The organism is Lacibacter cauensis (assembly GCF_007830055.1).
Classification (GTDB): domain Bacteria; phylum Bacteroidota; class Bacteroidia; order Chitinophagales; family Chitinophagaceae; genus Lacibacter; species Lacibacter cauensis.
In genome coordinates, this window is record NZ_VLLE01000007.1 from 46,430 (window position 1) to 71,352 (window position 24,923).

Below are 24,923 nucleotides of genomic sequence, written 5' to 3' on the forward strand. Positions count from 1 at the left end.
GGGCTGTTTCTTTTTGATATGAAACGATTCAGAAAAGCTATCCGGTTGCCTGTTTTGGGATTTTTGTTCCTGTTGAACAGTTGTTCGTCTGCCAACAAAATGTTGATTTCTGGTGAAGCATTTTCTGTAGAGGTGCAGAAAGGAAATGTGCAGGTGAATGAAACCGGAGAGGAATTAAATCCAACGGCAACAAAAGTTGTTACAGTATATCTGCATACCAAAACCGATAAACTGCTTATTGATAGTGCCTGGCTGAATAATATTCCCTATACTTTCAACATACAGCCAATTGCACAGGCTTTTGAAATAGGCTACAATAGCCGAAACGAAAAAGTTACCGTGAAGCCAACAGATAAAGGATTCCTGTATCAGGTAACTATTGTGCCATTACTGAAAGCTGGGGAAGAGGCCCTTGCTGAAGTTCGCCTACGATACCGTTATCGAAATAAGGTCTTTTACAAAACCGTAGCTCCAATAGTAGCCATTCGGCCTTTTGATGCCCAATGATTTGATGCAAAATTGTCAAAGCCTTTTGGCTTTAGTTCTGACAGATTGGGAGTAAGAGCTTCGTTTTCTGAAAATTTTACACATTTCGGCCCCTCGGCACTGTATTCGCTTACCTTCGCATGCCTGCCAAAGCGGGCTAGTATTAAATTTCATTTCAAAAACCAAAAAAGTATAACTATGGCTAAGAAGGTAAGTGTTACCCCTTTACACGACAGGGTAATTGTGAAGCCTGCCCCTGCTGAAGAAAAAACAGCCGGCGGTATCATCATCCCCGACACTGCAAAAGAAAAACCCCAGCGTGGTACCGTAGTGGCTGCCGGCCCCGGTAAAAAAGACGAACCCGTTACTGTAAAAGTTGGCGACGTTGTTCTTTACGGTAAATATGCAGGTACAGAAATTTCTATTGATGGTGCTGATCTGCTCATCATGCGTGAAAGCGACATCCTGGCAATTGTATAATTTGAAAATTTGAAGATTTGAAAATTGGCTTGCGCCGGTTCATCAACATCTTCATTTTTCTTAAATGCGATTCTCAAATTTTCAAATTAATTAATTTTCAAATTTAATATTATGGCAAAGCAAATCTTCTTCGATATTGAAGGAAGAAATAAAATGAAGAAAGGTGTTGACGTATTGGCCAACGCTGTAAAAGTTACCCTTGGTCCTAAAGGCCGTAACGTGGTAATTGAAAAGAAATTCGGTGCACCAGCTGTAACAAAAGATGGTGTTACTGTAGCTAAAGAAATCGAACTGGAAGACCCAATTGAAAACATGGGTGCGCAGATGGTGAAAGAAGTAGCTTCTAAAACTGCAGATATTGCAGGTGATGGTACTACTACTGCAACTGTATTGGCACAAGCGATCATCGCTGAAGGTTTGAAAATGGTAGCTGCCGGTGCAAATCCAATGGATCTGAAGCGTGGCATCGATAAAGCGGTTAGCCTGGTTGTAGCCAACCTCAAAACACAATCGCAAACTGTAGGCAGCGACAGCAAAAAAATTCAGCAGGTTGCTACTATTTCTGCAAACAACGATGAAACAATCGGTAAACTGATTGCAGAAGCGTTTGCGAAAGTGGGTAAAGAAGGTGTAATCACTGTTGAAGAAGCAAAAGGTACTGATACTACTGTTGATGTAGTAGAAGGTATGCAGTTCGATCGTGGTTATATTTCTCCTTACTTCGTTACCAACAGCGAAAAAATGGAAGCTGAATTGCAGAACCCATACATCCTTATCTACGATAAGAAGATCTCTGCAATGAAAGATATCCTCCACATCCTGGAGAAAGTTGCACAAAGCGGTCGTCCTCTCTTGATCATCTCTGAAGATCTGGAAGGTGAAGCATTGGCAACATTGGTAGTAAATAAACTCCGTGGTACACTGAAAGTGGCTGCTGTAAAAGCTCCTGGCTTTGGCGACCGTCGTAAAGAAATGTTGACAGATATCGCTATCCTCACTGCAGGTACAGTTATCAGCGAAGAGCAAGGTTACAAACTGGAGAATGCAGATTTGACTTACTTAGGTCAGGCTTCTTCTGTAACCATCGATAAAGACAACACAACAATCGTTGGTGGTAAAGGAAAGAAAACTGATATCACTGCACGTGTAAATCAGATCAAAGCGCAAGTAGAGAACACAACTTCTGACTACGATAAAGAAAAATTACAAGAGCGTTTGGCGAAGTTAGCAGGTGGTGTTGCTGTATTGTACATTGGCGCTGCTACTGAAGTTGAAATGAAAGAAAAGAAAGACCGTGTAGATGATGCATTGCACGCAACTCGTGCTGCGGTTGAAGAAGGTATCGTTCCTGGTGGTGGTGTTGCTTACATCCGTGCATTAGATGCATTGGAAGCAAAAGTTCGTGGACAGATTGAAGACGAACAAACCGGTATGCAAATCATCCGTCGTGCACTCGAAGAACCTATCCGTACATTAACTTCTAACGCAGGTATCGATGGTTCTATCGTGGTACAAAAAATTAAAGAAGGCAAAGGCGACTTTGGTTTCAATGCACGCACTGAAACATACGAAAACATGTTTAAGGCTGGTGTAATTGATCCAACTAAAGTAAGCCGTGTTGCTTTGGAAAATGCAGCTTCTATCGCCGGTATGTTGTTAACTACCGAGTGTGTAATTGCTGACAAGCCAAAGAAAGAAGAAGCACACGCACATGGCGCTCCTGATATGGGCGGCATGGGTGGTTACTAAGCAAGTACGAGTTGAGAAGTTAGAAGTACGAAGTGCGTTAAATTTCGTCACTCAAGTAAATAGTAACAGCTTAACATACAAACAAAGTCCTCTGGTAAAACAGGGGACTTTGCATTTCAATAATTCATCACGATTAAAAACATGCGACATGAAGACAGGAAACATGCTTTTAGCGTTTATGCAACAATTGAAAAGCAAGTTGAAACAGTTATTACAAAAGATTAATCGAAAGGATGATGATTCATTTGATAATCCTTACCTGATTTTTTGATGAATAGCTCCCGCTTTGGCGGGAGTTATTCATTTAATGAACATAAGGATTAAAGTTTTCAGCAGACCAATCATCATCGGCTTTCAGTAAAACAAAATCTTTATGATTGACAATAAGTTGGCATTTGGGAAAGCGTTTTGCAAGTATGGTTAAATTGTTCAACTCTTTTTCAGTATCATCAACACTCACCAGCAATGTTTGCAGGGGATGGTCTGCACTTAACTGCAGCAAACCATTTATACTGATGGATGTGCCACCGAGGTGCAACAGTTCAAGTCCTTTGATGTTGTTGATATGAACAATAGCGCCATCATTAATATCGGTACAACCTTTCAACCGTAATTCTTTAATGAAGCTGAGTTTTGTTAACTGTTCAATTGCATCGTTTGTAATTTCTGTTTCATCAAGATCAAGCATGTTGATGGATCGAACATGTGTAACCATCAGTTCAATTTCTTCATCAGTAACACTGTTCCAGATACGGAAGTTTACACGCTCAAGATGTGTAGGAACGCAATCGGGCAACTGCGGTTTGCTGAAGAACGCAAACGTGCTCCAGAATTGCTGCTCTTTCAGTTTTTGTTTTTTCTTTTTTCGCAAGTGGTATGGCGGTGATTTATCGATCCTGGTTTGAGATAGCTCCTTTCACAATTAGGTATTGTGCAGCGGAATAAGTAGCCATAACCACTAAACTCAACAGCAGATGCTTGTATGCAAACAGGTTAACAGCAAGAACAGAATCGGATATCACAAATAAAATTGCACCTGTAATAAAAAGCGACGCTGTTTGATTCTTCAATTGATGTTTCGTATTGAGTGCCAGCAACAGCATAGTGCCAATGGTTATACCATAAATTGTAACAGGAATTTTTAATGCATTAAGGTAGGGGAACAACAACCACAGAAAAAGGAGAATGTACAGCAGTACAGGTAATGCAACAAGGGGTTTCAATTGTAGGAGTCCTTTTTTTCCTTGGCCTGTTTTCGTAAAGTAAAGTATGTAGCAAATATGTGCCAGCAGAAACGATACTAATCCCGGAATAAATAAACCTTCTATTTGCAGCAACACATCACCACACCATGAAAGAAACAAAGCGGCGAGTATAAGATAGAATAATGTGCCGCTTCTCCTAACTGATGCGGTATAAAAAGCCAGCATCAGTAAGGGCATCAGCAAAGGCTTCGTAAACCAGCGCAATTGCACCTGATTCAGATAAATAAAAAGTAACTCAAGCAAAACCACCAACGCATAGATTCGAAAGATGAGTTTTGACTGTTGCTGCATATTAATTGCCCGGCTTTATTACTTGTGCTTTAATACCATACCAGTTACGTAACGAGTCTTTTACTTTACTGCTGTCGGAAAGCGGTTTTTGTACCAGTAAAATCAGTTGATAAGTGCTGCTGTCTTTTACATTTAACGAAAGCTCCCTGTTTCTTGATTGATGAAATGCTAACCTTGCATCTGCTTTAGCTTTTGATGAAACGGTTTCAACAACCAATTTAAACGAAGTAGTATCAACAACTGTAGTTGCGGGTGCAACAGCCTGTACAGTATCTTTTACAACAGCAGAAGTATCGGGCTGCTGCATAACAGGTGTATCGGCTGCAGTTGTTTGTTCTGTATTTTCTTCAACAGTTGGAGTTGCCTGTTTTTTGGGTAAGGCCAGCCATACTGCCCAGCCAACTAACGCAAGTGCTACAATTAATCCGAAAATTAAAATCGGTTTTTTCGAGCTCTTCCGTTCTTCGTGCGAAAAATCAATTTCTGTTTCGCCTTCAGCTAATACAGTGCGGTCACGCACATGATCGGTGCTGATCGAATCAATTTTTTCCAGCACAGGATTTCCCTGCTCAAACTGTAATTGCGCTGTTTGGTTTTTTGAAAGCGAGCCGATTCCTTTTATTAAAAAAGGTTTACCGATGTTAATCAGCTGCATGCCGCTGCTGATGTATGATTCAAGGTCGCTCAGGGCCAACGGCTTCATTTTTCCGCTTTGCTGCACAAGAAAAGTAAGGAGCTCGTCGGGTAACTGCGCCTGCCGGTCCATGGTGAATGTAATAGCACCCTCGGGCCAAACCTGTTCTTTGGTATCGGTTAAGATTACAGAAGGATCGAGTTCAAATCGACCCAGTCCGGGTAATGTAAGCGACTTCTCTTTGTATAAGTATTGGGCTAGTAATTCCTGAATTTTCACGGATATTTTTTTCCAAACTTACTTAAAAACCTTCTTTTCTCATACAGTTCGCTAAAACAAGCGATTAGTACTTGTTAAAACATCGTAGAAACACCATTATGGCAGCCCTTACTTACCTACATTTGCACAAAAGCTGGTTATGTTGTCGAAGGAGGATAAAGAATTTATTACCTGGTGGGAAGCAAACAGTAAACGGGAAAAAAAACTGGTTACACAATTATCGGTAGGCTTACCGCTTGGTCTTGCGTTTGGGTTTCCTATTCTGTTGAGTGTAATGTTCAGGGGATGGTACAAAAACATGCCGTATGTATCTGGTTCGCAGCTTACGGTTATTTTAATTGCTGTTTTACTCATTATTGTTTTTTATGCCATCTTCCGCATGCGGTTAAAATGGGAGTTGAATGAGCAACGTTACAACGAGCTGAAAGAAAAACAGGAGAGCGAGGCAACGGTAACAGAAAATGAATTGTCAAATCTATAATAAAAGGAAACGTTATTTAAACAAATATGAAAAGAGTAAACTTAAAGTTGGTGGTTGCAGTAGTGGTTGCTGCATTTTTGATTAGTGCCTGCGGAAAAAAAGATACAAAAGCTTGTACCGCTACTCCCGGTACCACAGTAGCATCCGATGCAGAAAAAGCAATGGTGATCAAGTATCTCGATTCGATGGGGATTACGACCAGAACTGAATTGAGTGGAAGTGGTTTGTATTATGTAATTGATACTGCAGGTAACAGTAAGCGTGCCGGCATGTGCACCAGTGTTACTGTGGCGTACAAAGGCTATTATCGTAATGGGAATGTTTTCGATCAGGCAACTGCTGCAAGTCCGGCAACATTTCCTGAAATTTCTAACCTCATCGAGGGTTGGAGAAGAACACTGCCATTAATTGGTGAAGGTGGTGTGATCCGCATGTTTATTCCGCCATCGTTAGGCTACGGTATTAGTGGCTGGCAAAATCCTAATACAGGGCTTTATTACATTTTGCCCAATGCGGTTTTAATTTTTGAAATGAAACTGATTGCGATAAACGGTTAACAATAAGCTTTCGATACAAAGCTCTCCGCAAACAACGGAGAGCTTTTTTGTTTACCTACATTTGTAAAAACTATTTGATTGTGGCCTACGAACCTATTTCCGTTTTCGACATGTTTAAAATCGGCGTTGGCCCATCCAGCAGCCATACACTTGGCCCATGGAGGGCAGCGCAACGTTTTGTACTGTCTGTTGAACAGTTGCAGCCTTTGCAAAATGTACAGTCGGTACGTGTGCTTTTGTATGGTTCCTTAGCGAAAACAGGAAAAGGACATGGTACTGATGTTGCCATTGAATTGGGTTTGTGCGGCGATGATCCGGTTACGTTTGATGTAACCGCTATCGATAGCAAGATCAATGATATTGCTGCCATGAAGAAAATGATACTGGGTGGCCGGCACGAAATTGATTTTGATCCGGCAGAAGATATTGAGTTTTTAATGAGTGAGAGTTTGCCCTTTCATCCCAACGCCGTTACATTTCTTGCTGCGTTCAAGAATGGTCAATCAATTGCTGAAACCTACTATTCCATTGGCGGAGGTTTTGTGGTGAAGGAAAATGAAACCACTATCGGTAAAGCACAGGTGCAGTTACCTTTTCCGGTTGATACAGCCCAGGATCTGTTGCACTGGTGTATGAAAACCGGGATGAGCATCAGCGAAATTGTAATGGAGAATGAAAATGCCTGGCGCAGCGAAGACGAAACAAAGCAGGGTATACTCAACATCTGGCGGGTAATGCACCAATGTATTTTCAAAGGATGCCATACCGAAGGTTACTTGCCGGGCGGACTCAATGTAAAACGCCGAGCATCAGGACTCAATAAAAAATTACTGCAGCAACATTCGTACAAAGATTTTAGTGAGTGGGTAGAAGTGATCCGTAAAGGCGGCAATGACTTTAAATACACACTCGACTGGGTAAGTTGTTTTGCACTTGCAGTTAATGAAGAAAATGCATCGTTCGGCAGGGTGGTAACAGCTCCAACCAATGGTGCAGCCGGCGTAATTCCTGCCGTGCTCATGTATTATGTTTGTTTTTGTAATGGGCACGACGAGGAAAAGATCATTCGCTTTTTAGCAACGGCTTCAGAAGTTGGCAGCATCTTTAAAAAAGGCGCTACCATTTCGGCTGCAATGGGTGGATGCCAGGCCGAGATAGGTGTATCCAGTGCTATGGCAGCAGCGGCCTTAACCGAATGTATGGGCGGTACCCAAAAACAGGTGTTGATGGCTGGTGAAATAGCCATGGAGCATCACTTGGGTTTAACCTGCGATCCGATTGCCGGGCTGGTACAGGTGCCCTGCATTGAACGTAATACAATGGGAGCCATCAAGGCTATTACCGCATCGCAGCTGGCCTTGCAAAGCACGCCCGATTTTGCCAAAGTGTCGCTGGATGCTGTGGTTAAAACCATGTGGGAAACCTCGCAGGACATGAATCACAAATACAAAGAGACTGCCGAAGGTGGTTTGGCCATAAACATCCCCATTGCCTTACCTGAATGTTGACGAAAATCAGCTCGGCTGTTGAACCTTTTTTGTTTTTTTAGTGTTACTTGTTATTCAAAACCTGTTGCTCGGTGTTTGCTGCAGCGAATACAGTCCGCCTGTGTTCGTAGTTGTTAAAAAACTTAAAAGTTGTGTACAACAGAAAAGCTATTTCAGCGAAATACCTTTTTTTTGCACAACTTTTTTGAGAGCGGTTCAGCGGAACAGCACTCGCAGCAACTTTCTTTAACATAACGGTCAGGCACAATGGCAAACGAACAGGCAGAAAAGGATCTGAGTCGTCCTCTACAGCGTTTATTACAGGTAATAAACCTCGAGAGGAAGGAGATCGGGGCAATTTATTTTTACGCAATACTTGCAGGTCTATTGCAATTGGCTGTGCCGTTGGGCGTTCAGGCAATCATCAACTTTGTTCTGGCCGGCCGTCTTTCCACTTCTATTGTTGTTTTAATTATTATGGTTGTATTAAGTGTGTTCGCAACAGGTTTACTGCAGGTAAACCAGATGCGGATTATTGAAAAAATACAACAGCGTTTATTTGCACGCTATTCGTTTGAATTTGCATGGCGCATTCCAAGGCTCGATCTAAAACAGATTGATGGGTATTACCTGCCCGAATTTGTAAATCGTTTTTTCGATACCATTAATCTGGAGAAAAGTCTTTCCCGTTTGCTGATTGATATTCCGGCTGCTTTAATACAGGTTATTTTCGGATTGGTACTGTTATCGCTTTACTCCAATGTGTTCATCATTTTCAGTTTAATGGTGTTTTTTATCATTGTGGTTATTCTTCGCCTTACTTATAAGCGTGGGCTTGCAACTAGTTTGCTGGAAAGTGATCGTAAATATGCGGTAGCGGGCTGGCTCGAAGAAATAGCAAGAGTGTTGAAATCGTTCCAGTTTTCAAGAGGCTCTTCTTTACCCGTCGATAAAACTGATCACTTAGTAACAGATTACCTGCATGCACGAACAGGCCATTTTAAAGTACTTATTTTTCAGTACTGGGCATTGGTTGGATTTAAGATTTTGATTACTGCCGGGATGTTAATTGTGGGAGCTGCATTGCTGGTGGGTAATCAAATCAACGTAGGTCAGTTTGCAGCGGCAGAAATCGTGATCATTACTGTTTTGGCTTCGGTAGAAAAGCTGATCAAAAGCCTTGACAAGGTGTATGATATTTTAACCAGTGTAGAAAAGCTGGGAAAAGTAATTGATAAACCGCTCGAACCCGAAGGCAGTTTACGCCCCGATGCCGGATCTAAAGGATTAGCTATCCAGTTCCAGGATGTAACATTTGGCTACAACGATCGGGCAACCATTCTTTCCAATCTTTCGTTTAAGGTGGGTAAAGGGCAAAAGCTCTGCATCAGGGGAAGCGACGGATCAGGTAAATCTACCTTACTGAAAATGCTTACAGGTGCTTATGCCGATTTTAAAGGAGCCATTACCATTAATGATATTCCTATTGGTAATTACAGCCCAACCTTGCTGCGTGCCGAAACTGGAATCCTTTTTCATCAACAGGATATTTTTGAAGGAACGTTATACGAAAATATTTCACTCGGCGATACCAATGTAACCACCACCCATATTACCGAGCTGGCGGAGAAGCTTGGTGTCAGCGATTTTATTTCATCCTTAAAGCATGGTTTCGATACACGTATTGATGCCGCAGGAAAGCGGTTGTCCAGCGCCGTTATACGGAAAGTGCTTTTACTCCGGGCTTTGGTATCGGAGCCCAAGTTATTGCTGCTCGAAGAACCCTGGCTGGGTTTTGATGAAACCTGTAAACAAAAAGTTCAGCATTACCTGTTGCACGAAACACCTGCAACCACGGTATTGGTTATAACAAACGATGTGCATTTTGCCCGCAGTTGCGATGAGGTGCTTGAAATACAGGACGGCAGCATTGTAAAATAAAATTATCCTTATTAAACAGCTAATGTATTGCGTATGGCTATGGAGTTATTAAGTGAAGATATTGAGGCAAAAGTTGGTAAGCCCCTGCGTTCGTTTACCGAAATATACAGGCACAATAAAACCAGCAAGGTTCGCCGTTACTTTTTTATCATCATCGGCATTATTGTGTTGATCATGTTTATTCCATGGACACAAAACATCCGCAGTACAGGCGCAGTTACTACTCTTCGCCAGGAGCAACGTCCGCAGCAGTTGAACAACATCATTGCCGGCCGTATTGTAAAATGGTGGGTGAAGGAAGGCGATTTTGTAAAGAAAGGCGATACTATTGTTCAACTGGCCGAAATAAAAGATGACTATCTCGATCCGCAATTGCTGGAACGTACAGGCCAGCAACTTTCTGCAGAGCAGTTAACCATCGATTATTATGAGGGCAAAGTGAAAACCACCGATGATCAGATTACAGCGATGGAAAATGAGCAGGAGCTTAAACTCAGCTCAATTGATAATAAGCTGGTGCAGACAAAACGTAAAGTACAAAGCGACAGTATGAAAGTGGTGGCTGCAAAAAACGAAATGACGGTTGCTGATCGTCAGCTTGATGCTGCTACTAAAATGTTTGAACAAGGTGTTATTCCTTTAACCGAATACGAACGACGAAAAGTGCAGCATCAAAACGTGAATGCAAAACTAGTTGGTGCGCAAAACGATTACAATAACAGCAAACAGGATCTGCTGATTCTGCAATTAGACCGTAGTGCAACCATCCAGGGGTATGCAGAAAAAATTGCAAAAGCAGCAGGCGATCGTTTTCAATCGCAATCGCAAATAGCAGCAGGGCAGGGTAAGGTAGCAAAGCTTCGCAACCAATACGAAAACTACCGCATCCGTAACGGACAGTATTATGTATTGGCGCCGCAGGATGGACAAGTGATTAAAGCACGCAAAGCAGGTATCAATGAAATTGTAAAAGAAGGGGAGATGATTGTAGAGGTGGTGCCCCAAAATTATCAACTGGCAGCAGAAGTATGGGTAAAGCCAATGGATTTACAATTGCTGGCTATTGGTCAGAAAGTACGATTTACGTTCGATGGTTTTCCGGCAATTATCTTCAGCGGATGGCCGCAGGCGTCGTACGGAACATTTGGTGGTAAAATTGTAGCCATCGAATCAAACCTCAGCGAAAATGGTTTATTCCGTGTGCTGGTTGCAGAAGATGAAGATGATCGCAAATGGCCTGCCGATTTAAAACTCGGTACCGGTGCTGTAAGTTTTGCGTTGTTAAAAGATGTACCTGTGTGGTACGAACTGTGGCGGCAGGTGAACGGTTTCCCTCCCGATTATTATAAACAATCGGCAGGCAAAAGCACAGGCGGCGAAAAAGAAAAAAAATAAGAAGAGCAGAAACCATGCGTATGATAAAGAAAGGATTGTTGTTGTGTTTTGTTTGTATGCTTGCACGGTTATTACCGGCACAGGATACGCTGCGTGTGTTTACTGAAGAAGATTTTTTAACTGCAGTACGCAATAATCATCCTGTAGCAAAGCAGGCCGGTTTGTTAGTTGATCTTGCAAGAGCCGGATTGTTATCTGTGCGTGGAAATTTTGATCCGGTGCTCGCCTTCAACACCGATCGTAAAACATTCGATGGCAAGAATTATTACAACTACACGAATGCAGAAGTAGTAATACCAACATGGTTTGGTGTTGAGTTATATGGTGGACTGGAAAATAATTTTGGCGATAACACCAATCGTGAAATTACACTTGGACAAAGCAGTTATGCAGGCATCAGTATTCCGTTGTTGAAAGACCTTGTGCTCGATAAACGAAGGGCCGCTTTGCAACAGGGTAAACTGTTTACACAGCAATCGGAATTTGAACGCCGGACCATCATTAACGAATTATTTTTTGATGCGTACAAAGCATATTGGAACTGGGCGAAGGATTACCAGGTATTACAGGTTTTAGATACGACCATAGCTTTAAATGAAGCTCGATACAAACTGGTGCGAATCTCTTTCGAACAGGGCGATCGTGCAGCGATTGATACCTCTGAAGCCTTGGTACAACTGCAAGCCTTTCAGCAGCTGCGAGAAGATGCGTGGTTGAAATACAGAAAATCGGCACTGGAACTTTCGGTGTATTTATGGTTGCCCGATAACAAGCCTGCTTACCTGCCTGAAAATATAATACCAGATACTTTGTGGAGCAAACAACAACTGGCGATGTATAAAATTGCATCGCTCGATAGTATGCTGGCGAATGCAGCACTGAACCATCCAAAATTACAACAGATCGATTTTAAGCTGCAGTCGCTTGAAATCGAACGCCGGTTAAAATTTCAGAGCTTATTACCTAAGCTGGATCTGAAATATAATTTTTTGCAAAAGGGGTATAACCTGGGTAATGCGTTTAAAAACAACATTCTCGAAAACAACTACAAGTTTGGAGTAAGTGCAGTTGTACCTATACCAAACCGCAGCGGTATTGGCGATTACAAAGCTGCACGCATCAAACTAAAATCGACAGAGCTCGACAGAAACTTTACAGCGCTTACTATTGAAAACAAAGTACGCTTTCATTATAACGAAGTGGTGAACTTACAAAAGCAGGTGCGTATTTATGAAGCTGCTTTAGACAACTACCGTAAGCTGTACAATGCCGAACTGCTGAAGTTTTCATTTGGCGAAACAACTTTGTTTTTACTCAACTCACGTGAAACAAAAGTGCTGGAAGCAGAGCAGAAATTACTGGAGTTGAAAACAAAATTCTACCAGGCTTTTGCTGCGTTGAATTGGGCTACAGGTTTGTTGCAGTAAATCTTCTATGGATTGTGAGACTTTAAGCTTTGCTACCGTCTTCAAATAAATACAGCAATTCAACCTTCGGTTTTTGAAAAAAGGTCGAATTGCTATACTTTCTAATACCTACTACTCTTTGTAAACTAAAGTCTAATAAACTTTTGTTACAGCAAAAGTACCATTGTCATTTGCAGGGTTTACATTCACATAAGTACCGTTTGTCAGCGTTCCATTAGATGGGTTAAAAGTTGCAGTTAAACGTTGCTGTACGCCAACATTAGATGAAATACCATACATAGTGGTTACGTTAGCTGTAAAAGTATTAGCGGATAACGTCCATGTGCCGACACCAAAATGATAAACGTTGCCTGCATAACCTTCAAACGTTATTTTTCCGTCGGATTTAATTGCAAGGCTGTAGGGCACTCCTGAACTTGAGCTGTTTCCAATTGTTCCAACCCACAGTCCTTGTATGTTTTTTGCTGTTTGGGTTGTGTCTTTTTTACAGCTTGCGATTGTTACGCTGAATAATACTGCGAAGAGCAGATGCGATTTTAATTGGGTTAGCTTTTTCATTAAAAAATTTTAGAGTTTGGTTATAAGGATAAAAATAGTGAAATACTCAATAAAATGATCTAAAATGAAATGTGTAGGATATATTTACGCTGAACAGTGGTTGTAAATTTTCTGCCTGTTCGTTCTACTTGAACTCTTCTGTAAAGGAATCATCCCATTTAAATGCATTTACGATCCATCCATTTTTATTTTTATAGTAGGTGATTATTAAACGGATTGCTGTGTTGTCGTAACGAATCAGATAAGTTTCCCTGATAGCAAAGTCGAGGATTGTTTCATTTTTTACTTTTACGTAGTTAATTGGATTCCCGAATCGATCACTGATCAGGTTAAGATATTTAATAGTCTTTTCTTCAAATGAAAGAATTTCATTCTCAGGTATTGGCCAGAACTTTCGAAGTTCCTTAGTTGCTTACAATATTTTCTTGGTAAAAAAGAGATTGGTAATCTTTTCCGAGAATGATTTTGTTTCTGCGACAGTTAACAGATAGTCGGATTGAGCGTTTGCGTAAAAACTGTAGAATAAGATGGATGTAATTATGATTACTTTTTTCATGGTTATAGGTTTGTTTTTAATTAAGTTATCCTTTACTTCTTCCCCAACCCCTTCTTAAAAAACAGCAAGTGATAATCTACTGCACTGCCCCAATAAGCACCGTTGTGCACACCTGGCCGTTCGGTATAATCATGATCTATTTTCAGCCGCATCAACTTCTGGTGCAGGTTGCGGTTCACTTCTAAAAAGAAATCGCCGAGACCACAATCAATGAGCAGATTCAATTCGCCATTCTTCAATGTTTCTACTTGTGTAATAACCGCATAGTTATCCCAGTTTTCTTTATTGGTGGTAATAGCACCAAGTACCTGTTTAATTTGCCATTTATCGGGGAAGGGGCGTATATCCACACCGCCAGCCATTGAACCTGCCTGTGCATACACATCTTTGTTACGCACCGCAAGATAAAGGGCACCATGTCCGCCCATACTTAAACCGGTAATGGCTCTTCCTTTTTTATCTGCAATGGTTTTGTAAGTACTGTCGATATAACTCACCAACTCTTTACTTACAAAAGTTTCATATTTCATTTTCGGATCAACAGGGCTATCGAAATACCAGCTGTAATAACCACCATCCGGACAAACAATCATCATCTGCAGTTCATCGGCCTTTTGTACAAGCTGTGGTGCTTCTTTGATCCAGCTGGCGTAGTTACCGCTGTAACCATGTAAAAGATATACAACCGGAAAACGTTCTTTACTTTTTTTATACTTTTTTGGTGTAATTACAACGCACTTAATTTCCTTCTGCATGCTGTTGCTGAACACAGTGATGGTATCAACTTTACCAGCGAAGAGATGAAAAGAAAGAAAAAAGAAGAAGAGGAGAGTGGTCAGTTGTTTCATGTGTTGAAGATAACACAAGGTTGAAATAAAGAAGATCATCAACTCATTTTTTATTTAGTTTAAACACAAAGAACAAAAGGGAATAAACGCACAAAGGGCACAGAGATATTCTCTGTGCCCTTTGTGAAAGCTTTGTATACTTCGTGCTACTATCTTAATTCTTCTGTGCTCTTTGCATTGAGTTGCCACCTGCGCTAGCTCCACGTGCAGGACCACCGCCCTGACGGAACAAGGTAAACTTCGATGGCATTTCTTTCACCGGCCATAAGTTGTTGCTCTCATCAATGTCAGCAGTTTCACGCATTGGATCGATACGGATAGCAGCCACTTCTTTATCCTTGATGAACACTTTGGTAAACTTCTGTTCATTCAGTTTCCAAACACTTACAGGAATACGGTCAACTTCTTTGCTGCCATCTTTGTAAGTCCATTCAACAATTACCGGCATCACCATACCACCTTTGTTGGTAAAGCTTAACTCGTAAAAGTTTTTATTGGCCCATTTGCTTTTGTTTTCATTATCAACCGGAATAGCAGCTTCACGTTGTTGCTGTGCAAACTTTATATCCGCATCGGGATTGTAATAATAATAATCACGCAAGCTTGTGTCGGCATCTGTTGCGTATACAATACTCTTATCTTCTTTGTTACGCAGTTTGTGTACAGCATTAAATTCCTGGCGCTGGAATGCAGCTGCATTGGCTGCATCGTTTACTTTAAACCAACGTACACTGTCGAGCGAAATATCTACAGGCTCTGTGCCATAATACCAGCCTCTCCAGAACCAATCAAGATCAACAGCACTTGCATCTTCCATTGTGCGGAAAAGATCGGCAGGTGTTGGATGTTTAAATGCCCAGCGGCGTGCATATTCACGGAATGAATAATCAAATAATTCACGACCCATCACCGTTTCACGCAAAATATTTAAACCGGTTGCCGCTTTTGCATAAGCGTTCGAACCAACCTGCAATACGTTATCACCCATCGTCATAATCGGCTCCAGCTGATCTTTCGGCAGCTTCATATAATCGGTAATAAGATGCGCAGGTCCACGGCGTGAAGGATAGTTGTTATCAAACTCACCTTCGGTTAAGAATTGGGTAAAGGTATTTAAGCCTTCATCCATCCACCAGTACTGACGCTCATCGCTGTTAACGATCATCGGGAAGAAGTTGTGACCTACTTCGTGAATCACTACACCAATCATTCCGTACTTGGTTGCTTCGCTGTACGTACCATCTTTTTCTGTACGGCCGTAGTTGAAAGCAATCATCGGATATTCCATACCCTGCGATGCTTCTACTGATAATGCAACAGGATAAGGATAAGGAATGGTGTGTTTTGAATACACTTTCAATGTATGTGCTGTAACCTTGGTTGAATACTTACGCCATAAGCCATACGCTTCTTTCGGGTAGTAGCTCATGCTCATGATCTTCTTACCTTCAACATATGTAGGCATCGCATCCCAGATAAACTTACGGCTGGCACCCCATGCAAAGTCACGCACGTTTTCTGCAGAATAGATCCAGGTTTTTTTATCAGTCGATTTATCTTTTTCGTTCGCTACTGCTTCATCAAGCGTAACTACTTCCACTACATCTTTTGCAGTTTGCGCCTGTTTCCAGCGTTGCAATTGTGCAGGTGTAAGTAATTGATTATAGTTCTGACATTCGCCGGTTGCAGCTACCACAAAATCACCCGGCACCGTCATTTTTACTTTAAAGTTGCCAAAGGTTAATGCAAACTCTGCACCACCACTGAACTGTGTGTTCTGCCAGCCCTGGAAATCGCTGTACACAGCCATGCGTGGATAAAACTGGCTCATGGTAAACACCATATTTCCATCTTCCGGAAACAGCTCGTAACCACCACGGCTTCCCCATACACCACGATCCGGAATTTTATAGTTCCAATCGATTTTGAAAACAAACTTCTGACCGGGCTTCAAAGCAGTGGGTAAATCAACACGCATCATCGTTTGGTTGATGGTGTATTTTAAAGCATTGCCTGCGGCATCAGTAAGCTTTGTAATTTTTACACCCAGGTCGTTTTCTTTTGCAATACGCCATTTTTCAATGTTCTGCAATTGCGTATTGCTCATGGTTGCATCCATGCGGTTGCGACCGTTACGCAGGTAATCATGATCTGGATGATGAATGTTTCCATCAACCTGTAACCACAAATACGTTAACGCATCGGGCGAGTTGTTGAAATACGTAATGGTTTCAGTACCGGTTAAACGCAAATTCGATTCATCCAGCTCTACGCTGATGTCGTAATCGGCTTTTTGTTGCCAGTATTTCGGACCGGGAGCACCACTGGCTGTACGGTACTCATTAGGACTTTGTAATAAATAACCCAGTTGTTCAAAGCGGTTGCCATGATTACTGCCCGGGTTACTTTGCGGAGGTTGCGCCACACTTACCACAGTAAGCAGTAAACAACCCAATAAAAAACGAATATGCATAGTTCAGATTTTTTCTCAATGCTTTAAAAAGGCAAACGCTCTAATGCCATTACTATCGACAATGCTGCTATACCACCTGTAACAAACAAGGTCCATTCTCTGCGTTGTATATTGAACACTTGTATACACAGAAACGCCAGCAACATGACGACTACTACAATCAATAACTGGCCAAATTCTAACCCTACATTAAACGCCAGCAGCTGGGTAACGATTGATTCACTTTTTCCCAGCATGCTTTTCAGGTAGTTGCTGAAGCCAAGTCCATGAATGCAGCCAAACAACAAAGCAGCAATATAACGCAGCTTTGGCTGATTGGGTGTTTCTTTTTTTTGCAGGAGATTTCCAAGTGAGGTTAGCAGTATGGTAACCGGTATCAGAAACTCAATCCATTTGCTGGAGATGAGTATTGCATCAAACACGCTTAATGCAAGTGTAACCGAATGCCCGACTGTAAAAGCCGTAACGAGTACCAGTACTTTTTTCCAATCTTTTGCAATATAAGGGAGGCACAGCGCCATGATAAAAAGGATGTGATCGTACCCTTTCCAATCGGTAATATGGTAAAAACCTTCCCTTAAATAAAACCCAAAATCCTCCATTTTTTATTGCAGCGGTGATTGAAGCTGGAAAATAAAACAGAAGTTTGTACCCTTAAAATTTAATCGGTTAATGGTGGCAGTATTATATAAGCGGCTCGGTGAAGGCAAGCCGGTAGTGGTGAGTCGTAAGTCGTCAGTGGTGAATCGTCGGTGGTCAATCGTCCGACGTCTGTGTTTACTGCTGGCTATCGGCTTATGGCTAACGGCTTTCTCCCTGCACCCTTATTACATGAGCGTTACCGAGCTGGAGTACAAACCTGCTGAAAAAGAAGTACAGGTTGCCTGCAAAATTTTTACCGACGATCTCGAAGAAGCATTGAAAAGAGAGTTCAATAAGAAAGTGGATATTGTAAACGCAGCACAAAAAAAGGAGAACGAACAACTGCTGCAACGCTACCTGCAAAAGCATTTAAAACTTCAACTCGATAACAAAGCCGTTGCCTTAGATTTTTTTGGATTTGAAGAAGAAGGTGAAGCCATCTGGATTTACCTGCTGGCCAAAAATACAGCAGCATTTAAATCGGCTACCGTGTTCAACGATGTATTGTACAGCTACAGGGAAGATCAGCTCAACATCATTCATTTTAAAAATAAAGGCGAGCGTAAAAGTTACCGTCTCAACTATCCCAATAACCAAGTTTCCTTCAGCTGGTAATTAAAACGCATCCAGATAAATTTTTGCTGCCAGAAACAGAATGGCAAGCAGCGAAATCCATAAAAGATAGTAATAAGCTGTTGCTTTTTTCTGAAACACAAGATGTCTTTTCTGATCGATACTTCTTGCTCTTAATTTGGGTTCACGCAAGGGCCTCAGCGTAACAATGTTTGCAGCAAAAAGACTGGAAAGAGGGGAGTGGCTGCTTTTTTCATTTTTTGCATTTAAACGATCGTAACCTGCCATGAGTAATGCACGCAGCAGGTAAAGCAAAAGAAACAAAGCAAGCAGTCCGTATAGCAGTAATGTTAACATGCTAAAACTGGATGGGTTTTAATGTAAGCTTCCTGTTGGTATTGTACTCAATAGCAGGAGCCGGAATTTTAAAATATTGTAACGAAAACAAAGGTGCGTTCAGGGCTTGCTGCGAACGGATACGATGCAGATCTGCATCAGCAGCCAGGTAAAACTGGCGGCTTCGTTTAAACGAAGGTATTATTTTACCGTTTATCTCAGTCGGATTTTGTCGGGCACCAATCATACCATCCGCACCAATACCGGCGGCGGCATTCAGCCATACCGGAAAAGTACTTTCCGTTTTCATAAACGAGCGCAGGTTTACACTCAGCCAATAGGTTTGCCCGTTGTAATCTTTCATTAACCGTTCGGCCCATTTGCTGCCGAGCTGTTTGGGATTGTATTGTGCATACGGTGTAAAACTGGCCGAAAATTTCAACCCAATGCGTTGCTGTCCCCAACCTTTTTGTTGCGCTGCAAACAAGCCAATACCGGAGAGGTTGGCCAGCATATCGCCATTGGAAAAACCCCAGTCACGGCTAAAGCCATCCATCACTTCTACAATGCCTAAAAATGCAAGCGAGGTAAGTGCGCTGCCTACAATAGCCTGGTTCGGCTTAACACCGCTCCAGCGCAACAGATCGTGCTGCATGGTGGAAATATTGTAAGCTGTTGTTGCATGCCCCAGCTTATCCATCTGCAACCATTCACGGTTATCGTTCAAAAAATGAAACTTGCTTTTGGGATATTTTTTATACCATAGAAAATAAAGCCCGATGGAGGTAAGCACAAAAATGGCCGACTCGGTAAACACCACTTTCTTTAAACGGTCGGGACGAAACTGCTCACTCGGCGGAAGGAAATACTGCTGCGCAGCCAGCTGCTGAATGGAAAGTGCAGCAAATAAAAACAGCAGTATCAGTTTCTTCATGTGTATAACGGCAGGTGAACAGTTGCAAAATACGGAAGCTGCAGCAATTACCACTCATTACAAACAACCGTTTTCTATGCACGCTAAAATCATTATGCAGCTTTTTGAATGTTAGCAGCAGAATACTACATTTGAATCTCTAAAAAAATTAAACTGTATGCAAGCTACGATTCAGGCCAATGTACAAAAGTGGCTCGATGGAAATTTCGAGCAATCGGTAAAAGATGAAATCAAAAAAATGCAACAGGATCATCCCGATGAACTGGCTGATTCGTTTTACCGCAACCTCGAATTCGGTACCGGTGGTTTACGTGGTATTATGGGCATTGGCACCAACCGTATGAACAAGTATACAGTGGGTATGGCTACGCAGGGTTATGCCAATTATCTCAATAAAAGTTTTGGCGAAGGCAATGTAAAAGTGGTAGTGGGTCACGATAGCCGCAACAACAGTCGCCTGTTTGCAGAAATTGTTGCCAACGTAATGGGCGCCAACGGCATCAAAGTGTTTTTGTTTGAAGCATTGCGTCCTACACCGGAGTTGAGTTTTGCCATCCGTCATTTGGGTTGCCAGGGTGGTGTGGTTTGTACTGCATCGCACAACCCTAAAGAATACAATGGGTACAAAGCCTATTGGAATGATGGCGGACAATTGGTTCCCCCACACGATAAAAATGTAATTACCGAAGTAGATAAAATTGCAGGAGTAGATGATGTAAAATGGAGTGGAGGCGAAAGCAACATTACCTTGATCGGAAGAGAAATGGATGAAGCGTATATGCAGATGGTGCAAAGCCTTAGTGTTTACCCGGAAGTATGCAAGGCGCAACACGATCTCAAAATTGTGTACACCTCTATCCACGGCACAGGTATTACACTGGTGCCCGAAGTATTGCAACGTTTTGGATTTACCAACGTAACCATTGTGGATGAACAGAAAGAACCCAATGGTAATTTTCCAACCGTGGTGTATCCCAACCCTGAAGAAGCAGAAGCGATGAGCATTGGTTTGAGGAAAGCTAAAGAACTCGATGCTGATATATTATTAGGTACCGATCCTGACAGTGATCGTGTGGGTATTGGTGTAAAAGACCACAACGGTAACTGGGTACTCATGAATGGTAACCAAACAGCTGTGCTTGCTTTCAATTACATGATTGAAGCACGCAAGGCAAAAGGCATCAATCAACCGAACGATATGGTGGTGAAGACGATTGTTACCACCGAAATGATCGATACCATTGCCAAGGCAAGTAACATCAATTGCTACAATGTGCTCACCGGTTTTAAATGGATTGCTGAACTGATCAAAGAAAAAGAAGCAACAGAAAATTATATTGTTGGCGGAGAAGAAAGTTATGGTTTGATGATCGGCAGCCAGCTGCGTGATAAAGATGCCATCAGCGCTGTAGCATTGCTCTGCGAAATGGCAGCGTATGAAAAGAACAAAGGCCGCAGTCTTTATCAAAAAATGATTGACCTGTATGTCCAGTACGGTTTTTATAAAGAAAGCCTCATCTCCATTACCAAAAAGGGCATGAACGGACAAGCCGAAATTGCAGCGATGATGGAAGGCTACCGTAACAATACACCAACTGTTATTAATGGTTCAGCAGTTGCACAATTGCTCGATTACCAGTTGCAGAAAGGCAAGAATGTACAAACTGGTGAGGAGTGGACGATCAACTTACCAAAGAGTAATGTGTTGCAGTTTATTTTAGCTGATGGCAGCAAAATTTCTGCACGACCAAGCGGTACCGAACCAAAGATCAAATTCTATTTCAGCGTACATGCACCGTTGGATAAAGCAGAAAACTTTGATGCCGTACATCAGCAACTCAACGAACGTATTGATGGTATTATAAAAGATATGCAGTTGAAATAAGTATAAGTACGAGGTGCGAAGTAAGAATTACGAAGACATCGCTATTCGATCATATAAATAGAAAGACTGCATTCACTCAATGCAGTCTTTTTAGTTTGCTGTTGAAAGTGTGTTGATGTACGCAAGTTTGCTCTTCACTTCAGTAGCATAACAGCTAAATCAAGGCGAAATCCGATTTCGTGTCGTCAATCGAAATCGGGGTCTTTTTTGTTTCTTTTTGGACAAGCAAAAAGAAAAAGAAAAATGAAAGCGACAGCTTTCTTATTTTGCACCCGCTTTATGAGACGATTTGAAGATACTTACCGCCACAAAGGATTACGCAAAAAATTAGTTGAGCTGTTGCGCAGCAAAGGCATTACCGACGAACGTGTGCTGGAAGCTATTAACAACATTCCCCGCCATTATTTTTTAGATACGGCTTTTGATGAAATTGCATATGAAGACCGTGCATTCCCCATTGGTGAAGGACAAACGATTTCGCAACCCTATACTGTAGCGTACCAAAGTCAGCTGCTTGAAATAAAGCCATACGATAAAGTATTGGAAATTGGTACCGGTAGTGCCTACCAGGCTTGCGTGCTGGCCGAAATGCAGGCACAGGTGTATACGATTGAACGGCAGAAAAAACTTTTTGACTTTAATAAAGCTTCGTTTCCTTTCTTAAAAAAATACCTCAACATTAAATTCTTTTACGGCGATGGCTTTGAAGGATTGCCCACGTTTGCACCGTTTGATAAAGTAATTATCACGGCTGCTGCACCGTTTGTTCCGCCGAAACTCATTGAACAAATGAAAACGGGTGCGAAGATGGTAATACCGGTTGATGAAGGTGATGCTCAACGCATGAAACGTTTAACTAAACAGGCCGACGGTTCTTATACTGAAGAAGAGTTTGAACAGTTTTCGTTTGTACCGATGCTGGGTGGAAAGCAGAATGGGAATTGAGTGGGGCTGCTTTGATTTTTGTTATTACATAGCGCAAGCGTTGCGCTTGTGCTGTGCAAAAGAGCGTTACTAATATCATTTAACATCTTTTTTTCTTAAGTATTTATGAGTGAGGAAAATTAAAATAATTAAGACGATCGCATTAGTCCAGAAAAACCGAATGGTCGAAGAGGGAATAGTATGTCCGCTTCCAATTGCCAGCATCCACCATAATAAATCTAACAAAAGAAGTAGGATAAAAATTACAAAGAGCGTACGCCTAAGTAAATGCATTTGATAAGTTTCTATTTTGTATTTTATTTCGGCATTGTTGTTTCTGTCTAAAGGAGTAGTTCGTGGAGGCACGAACCACGGCTTTGGGCACAAGCGGGACGCTTGCGCTAAACCGAGCCATATTGCCAAACCGCCTGTTGGCTGCAGACTTGCCTTGTCACATGGCTCTTGCAAATGCGTTGCCTATATGAAGTCTTGAAATCCATATTTTAGAATTGTTAGGATTTACTTCAACAGAAATCAACGTACCGCCACACCTCACGTTTTTACCAATAAATTCTGAAGGATTTATTGGGCCTGCATATTTAAAATACTCAAAGCAAAGAATATTTGTCTTGGTGTTGTTAGCGGTAATTGTCATGCCTTGCAATTGTCCGTCTTTAGTAAAAAATTGCAGTGAGTTGTAACCATGAGCTGAACTGTCAATATATGGATGCGCAGACATAACAAGTCTTTGTCCGACATATTTGTTTGCTTTTTTCAGAAAGTCAGCATGCGACATTTGGTCAAGAGTTACCATGCCTGCTGATGAAAAAATATTCATATAGATAACAATACCACGTAAATCAGAACTGTCATTTTGTGTCGAGCTTAATAGTTGGCTTGTCTTGTCAAAAGCACCTTTGAAATCTTCCTTTTGCAAAAAAGGAATCACTGATTTAAAATCGTCGTAGATAATTACTTGTCCATAAGAAACAGTCGCAATAATTAGCGGAAAAAGAAGCGACAATATTAATTTCATAAGAGTAGAGTGCTGTTTGAAGTTTGCAGTCAACACTAAATTATGCGCCACTCCCCATAAAACCAAATTCCTCAACTCTTTGATTGGTAGCTAAAGTTTTACAAGTGAGTTCGGTTTGATTATAAACAACACCGCAACACCTGATCACAATCAGTTTCTCCTTCTCGGCTCGCTTTTAATTTTGCGGCTTTTACAAACACTGTTCATCAAATGAAGAAGAAGGTAGAACTGCTGGCTCCTGCAGGAGCATTCGATTGTATACAGGCCGCTATCAATGCCGGCGCCGATGCCATTTATTTTGGCGTAGAGCAACTCAACATGCGTACCCGTTCCAGCGAAGGGTTTACAATTGAAGATATCAAAGAAGTGGCAGTGCTTTGTCATGCCAATAACATCAAAGCCTATCTCACACTCAACACGGTGATGTATGATCATGATCTGCAGTTGCTGCGTATCATCCTCAACAAAGTAAAACAACACAGCATTGATGCGGTGATTGCTGCCGATTTTGCCGTGATGCAATTGTGCAAAGAGTTGAATATTCCGCTGCATGTTTCCACGCAGGCCAATGTAAGCAACAGCGAAGCAGTACAGTTTTTTGCAGGCATGAGCGATGTGGTGGTGCTGGCACGTGAACTTACTTTGCAACAGATGAAAGCCATCACCCGTGATATTGAGCGCAAGAATATTCGTGGTGTGTCGGGCGAGTTGTTGAAGATCGAAGTGTTTGTACATGGTGCGTTGTGTATGGCCGTGTCGGGTAAGTGTTATTTGAGTCTGCATGCGCAGAATGCATCTGCAAATCGTGGTGCCTGTGTGCAAACCTGCAGAAGAGCCTACAAAGTAACTGATGCAGAAACAGGCGAGGAGTTGCTCATCGACAACGAATATATTCTGTCGCCGAAAGATTTGTGTACGATTGGTGTCATCGATCAACTGATTGATGCAGGTGTGGATGTATTAAAGATTGAAGGACGAAGCAAAGGTGCAGAGTATGTGCAAACTGTTACACAATGTTACCGTGAAGCAATTGATGCAGTTGATGCAGGAACCTACACACAAGAAAAAATCGCAGCATGGGAACAACGCCTGGCAACGGTGTACAACCGTGGCTTTTGGGAAGGATATTATCTCGGTCACCCAACAGGTGAGTGGACGAAGAAGCCCGGCTCTGCTGCAACTGAAAAGAAAATTTATGTAGGTAAAGGCAGAAAGTATTATCCAAAAATAAAAGTGGGTGAGTTCAATATTGAAAGCGGTTCGTTAAAAGCAGGCGATACCATTTTAATTACCGGTCGCAGACACGGTGCTGTGAAAGAACAGTTGCATACGCTTACTGTAAATGGTGAAGCAGCCGTTGTTGCCAATCGTGGCGATAAATTAACATTACCTGTTGCTACAGTTGTATTGCCAACAGACAAGCTGTATAAAATTGTGGAGGAAGTACATGCCTAAAATCGTTCACTATCGTAACAAGTGTATTGGCTGTGGTATTTGTTACCAGCAGCAGCCTTTGTATTGGCGCATGAGTAAGAAAGATGGGAAAGCTACTTTACTCAATGCTGTAACAAAAAAGGATGTGCAGTTGCTTGATGTGAATGAAGAAACTGCTGAAGCAAATCGTTCGTTGATTGCTGCATGTCCGGTAAGGGTAATTAAGCTGATGTAATGTTATTATAGTTTATG

Annotated in this window: 25 protein-coding genes; 15 read left to right on the forward strand and 10 right to left on the reverse strand. The window is 41.8% G+C overall.

Annotated elements, in window-relative coordinates; all coding sequences use genetic code 11:
- The first annotated feature begins 18 nt into the window (after positions 1–18).
- The 4 genes from IQ13_RS19540 to IQ13_RS21660 all read left to right on the forward strand — a co-directional run bounded on the left by IQ13_RS19540 (position 19) and on the right by IQ13_RS21660 (position 2,986).
- The gene (locus tag IQ13_RS19540) at positions 19–507 is read left to right on the forward strand and encodes a hypothetical protein (protein ID WP_144888439.1); all 489 of its coding nucleotides are present in this window, start codon (positions 19–21) and stop codon (positions 505–507) included.
- A gap of 177 nt (positions 508–684) precedes the next feature.
- The gene (locus tag IQ13_RS19545) at positions 685–966 is read left to right on the forward strand and encodes a co-chaperone GroES (protein ID WP_129132843.1); all 282 of its coding nucleotides are present in this window, start codon (positions 685–687) and stop codon (positions 964–966) included.
- A gap of 111 nt (positions 967–1,077) precedes the next feature.
- On the forward strand, positions 1,078–2,715 hold the full coding sequence (gene groL, locus IQ13_RS19550; RefSeq protein ID WP_144888440.1) for a chaperonin GroEL: 1,638 nt from the start codon (positions 1,078–1,080) through the stop codon (positions 2,713–2,715).
- A gap of 148 nt (positions 2,716–2,863) precedes the next feature.
- Positions 2,864–2,986: a hypothetical protein gene (locus IQ13_RS21660; protein WP_262711298.1), complete on the forward strand. Its 123-nt coding sequence runs from the start codon at positions 2,864–2,866 to the stop codon at positions 2,984–2,986.
- A gap of 33 nt (positions 2,987–3,019) precedes the next feature.
- Here the strand turns inward: IQ13_RS21660 and IQ13_RS19555 are convergent, their stop codons facing one another.
- The 3 genes from IQ13_RS19555 to IQ13_RS19565 are packed head-to-tail and all read right to left on the reverse strand — an operon-like array spanning position 3,020 to position 5,184.
- Positions 3,020–3,586: a hypothetical protein gene (locus IQ13_RS19555; protein ID WP_144888441.1), complete on the reverse strand. Its 567-nt coding sequence runs from the start codon at positions 3,584–3,586 to the stop codon at positions 3,020–3,022.
- Positions 3,587–3,602: 16 nt separating this feature from the next.
- Entirely contained in the window at positions 3,603–4,271 is a 669-nt protein-coding gene (locus IQ13_RS19560) for a lysoplasmalogenase (RefSeq protein WP_144888442.1), read from the reverse strand.
- A 1-nt stretch (position 4,272) separates the two neighbouring features.
- Positions 4,273–5,184 (reverse strand): hypothetical protein, encoded by a 912-nt coding sequence (locus IQ13_RS19565; protein ID WP_144888443.1) that lies wholly within the window; start codon positions 5,182–5,184, stop codon positions 4,273–4,275.
- A gap of 139 nt (positions 5,185–5,323) precedes the next feature.
- Between IQ13_RS19565 and IQ13_RS19570 the strand changes: the two genes are divergently transcribed.
- From IQ13_RS19570 to IQ13_RS19595, 6 genes are all read left to right on the forward strand, one after another.
- Entirely contained in the window at positions 5,324–5,665 is a 342-nt protein-coding gene (locus IQ13_RS19570; RefSeq protein WP_144888444.1) for a hypothetical protein, read from the forward strand.
- A 26-nt stretch (positions 5,666–5,691) separates the two neighbouring features.
- Positions 5,692–6,222 carry an FKBP-type peptidyl-prolyl cis-trans isomerase gene (locus IQ13_RS19575; protein WP_144888445.1) on the forward strand — a complete coding sequence of 177 codons (531 nt, stop codon included), beginning with the start codon at positions 5,692–5,694 and terminating at the stop codon, positions 6,220–6,222.
- 80 nt (positions 6,223–6,302) lie between these two features.
- Positions 6,303–7,730 carry an L-serine ammonia-lyase gene (locus IQ13_RS19580; protein WP_144888446.1) on the forward strand — a complete coding sequence of 476 codons (1,428 nt, stop codon included), beginning with the start codon at positions 6,303–6,305 and terminating at the stop codon, positions 7,728–7,730.
- Positions 7,731–7,976: 246 nt separating this feature from the next.
- Positions 7,977–9,650, forward strand: coding sequence for a peptidase domain-containing ABC transporter (locus IQ13_RS19585; RefSeq protein ID WP_144888447.1), 1,674 nt, complete (start codon positions 7,977–7,979; stop codon positions 9,648–9,650).
- 33 nt (positions 9,651–9,683) lie between these two features.
- Positions 9,684–11,045: an HlyD family secretion protein gene (locus IQ13_RS19590; RefSeq protein ID WP_242009592.1), complete on the forward strand. Its 1,362-nt coding sequence runs from the start codon at positions 9,684–9,686 to the stop codon at positions 11,043–11,045.
- A gap of 20 nt (positions 11,046–11,065) precedes the next feature.
- Positions 11,066–12,472 carry a TolC family protein gene (locus IQ13_RS19595; RefSeq protein WP_158637446.1) on the forward strand — a complete coding sequence of 469 codons (1,407 nt, stop codon included), beginning with the start codon at positions 11,066–11,068 and terminating at the stop codon, positions 12,470–12,472.
- Between the two features lie 132 nt (positions 12,473–12,604).
- On the opposite strand, the gene IQ13_RS19600 is transcribed toward IQ13_RS19595, so the two are convergent.
- The 4 genes from IQ13_RS19600 to IQ13_RS19615 all read right to left on the reverse strand — a co-directional run bounded on the left by IQ13_RS19600 (position 12,605) and on the right by IQ13_RS19615 (position 17,509).
- On the reverse strand, positions 12,605–13,030 hold the full coding sequence (locus IQ13_RS19600; RefSeq protein WP_144888449.1) for a hypothetical protein: 426 nt from the start codon (positions 13,028–13,030) through the stop codon (positions 12,605–12,607).
- A 588-nt stretch (positions 13,031–13,618) separates the two neighbouring features.
- Complete coding sequence (locus IQ13_RS19605; RefSeq protein ID WP_144888450.1) at positions 13,619–14,434, reverse strand: alpha/beta hydrolase; 816 nt, start codon at positions 14,432–14,434, stop codon at positions 13,619–13,621.
- A 154-nt stretch (positions 14,435–14,588) separates the two neighbouring features.
- Positions 14,589–16,907: a M1 family metallopeptidase gene (locus IQ13_RS19610; protein ID WP_144888451.1), complete on the reverse strand. Its 2,319-nt coding sequence runs from the start codon at positions 16,905–16,907 to the stop codon at positions 14,589–14,591.
- A 23-nt stretch (positions 16,908–16,930) separates the two neighbouring features.
- Positions 16,931–17,509: a HupE/UreJ family protein gene (locus IQ13_RS19615; protein WP_144888452.1), complete on the reverse strand. Its 579-nt coding sequence runs from the start codon at positions 17,507–17,509 to the stop codon at positions 16,931–16,933.
- Positions 17,510–17,579: 70 nt separating this feature from the next.
- On the opposite strand from IQ13_RS19615, the gene IQ13_RS19620 reads away from it, so the two are divergent.
- Positions 17,580–18,164 carry a DUF6702 family protein gene (locus IQ13_RS19620; RefSeq protein WP_144888453.1) on the forward strand — a complete coding sequence of 195 codons (585 nt, stop codon included), beginning with the start codon at positions 17,580–17,582 and terminating at the stop codon, positions 18,162–18,164.
- Here the strand turns inward: IQ13_RS19620 and IQ13_RS19625 are convergent, their stop codons facing one another.
- Positions 18,165–18,479 carry a hypothetical protein gene (locus IQ13_RS19625; protein WP_144888454.1) on the reverse strand — a complete coding sequence of 105 codons (315 nt, stop codon included), beginning with the start codon at positions 18,477–18,479 and terminating at the stop codon, positions 18,165–18,167. It lies immediately after the preceding gene.
- Position 18,480: 1 nt separating this feature from the next.
- Complete coding sequence (locus IQ13_RS19630; protein WP_144888455.1) at positions 18,481–19,392, reverse strand: DUF2279 domain-containing protein; 912 nt, start codon at positions 19,390–19,392, stop codon at positions 18,481–18,483.
- Positions 19,393–19,549: 157 nt separating this feature from the next.
- Here IQ13_RS19630 and IQ13_RS19635 point away from each other — a divergent pair, with 157 nt between their 5' ends.
- Positions 19,550–21,277, forward strand: coding sequence for a phospho-sugar mutase (locus IQ13_RS19635; RefSeq protein ID WP_144888456.1), 1,728 nt, complete (start codon positions 19,550–19,552; stop codon positions 21,275–21,277).
- A 279-nt stretch (positions 21,278–21,556) separates the two neighbouring features.
- Positions 21,557–22,222: a protein-L-isoaspartate(D-aspartate) O-methyltransferase gene (locus tag IQ13_RS19640; protein ID WP_144888457.1), complete on the forward strand. Its 666-nt coding sequence runs from the start codon at positions 21,557–21,559 to the stop codon at positions 22,220–22,222.
- Positions 22,223–22,652: 430 nt separating this feature from the next.
- Here IQ13_RS19640 and IQ13_RS19645 read toward each other — a convergent pair whose 3' ends face one another.
- Complete coding sequence (locus IQ13_RS19645; protein WP_144888458.1) at positions 22,653–23,237, reverse strand: hypothetical protein; 585 nt, start codon at positions 23,235–23,237, stop codon at positions 22,653–22,655.
- Between the two features lie 210 nt (positions 23,238–23,447).
- On the opposite strand from IQ13_RS19645, the gene IQ13_RS19650 reads away from it, so the two are divergent.
- Entirely contained in the window at positions 23,448–24,692 is a 1,245-nt protein-coding gene (locus tag IQ13_RS19650) for a peptidase U32 family protein (RefSeq protein WP_144888459.1), read from the forward strand.
- Complete coding sequence (locus IQ13_RS19655) at positions 24,685–24,906, forward strand: ferredoxin (protein WP_144888460.1); 222 nt, start codon at positions 24,685–24,687, stop codon at positions 24,904–24,906. The genes IQ13_RS19650 and IQ13_RS19655 overlap by 8 nt, the downstream gene beginning before the upstream one ends.
- The last annotated feature ends 17 nt before the right edge of the window (positions 24,907–24,923 follow it).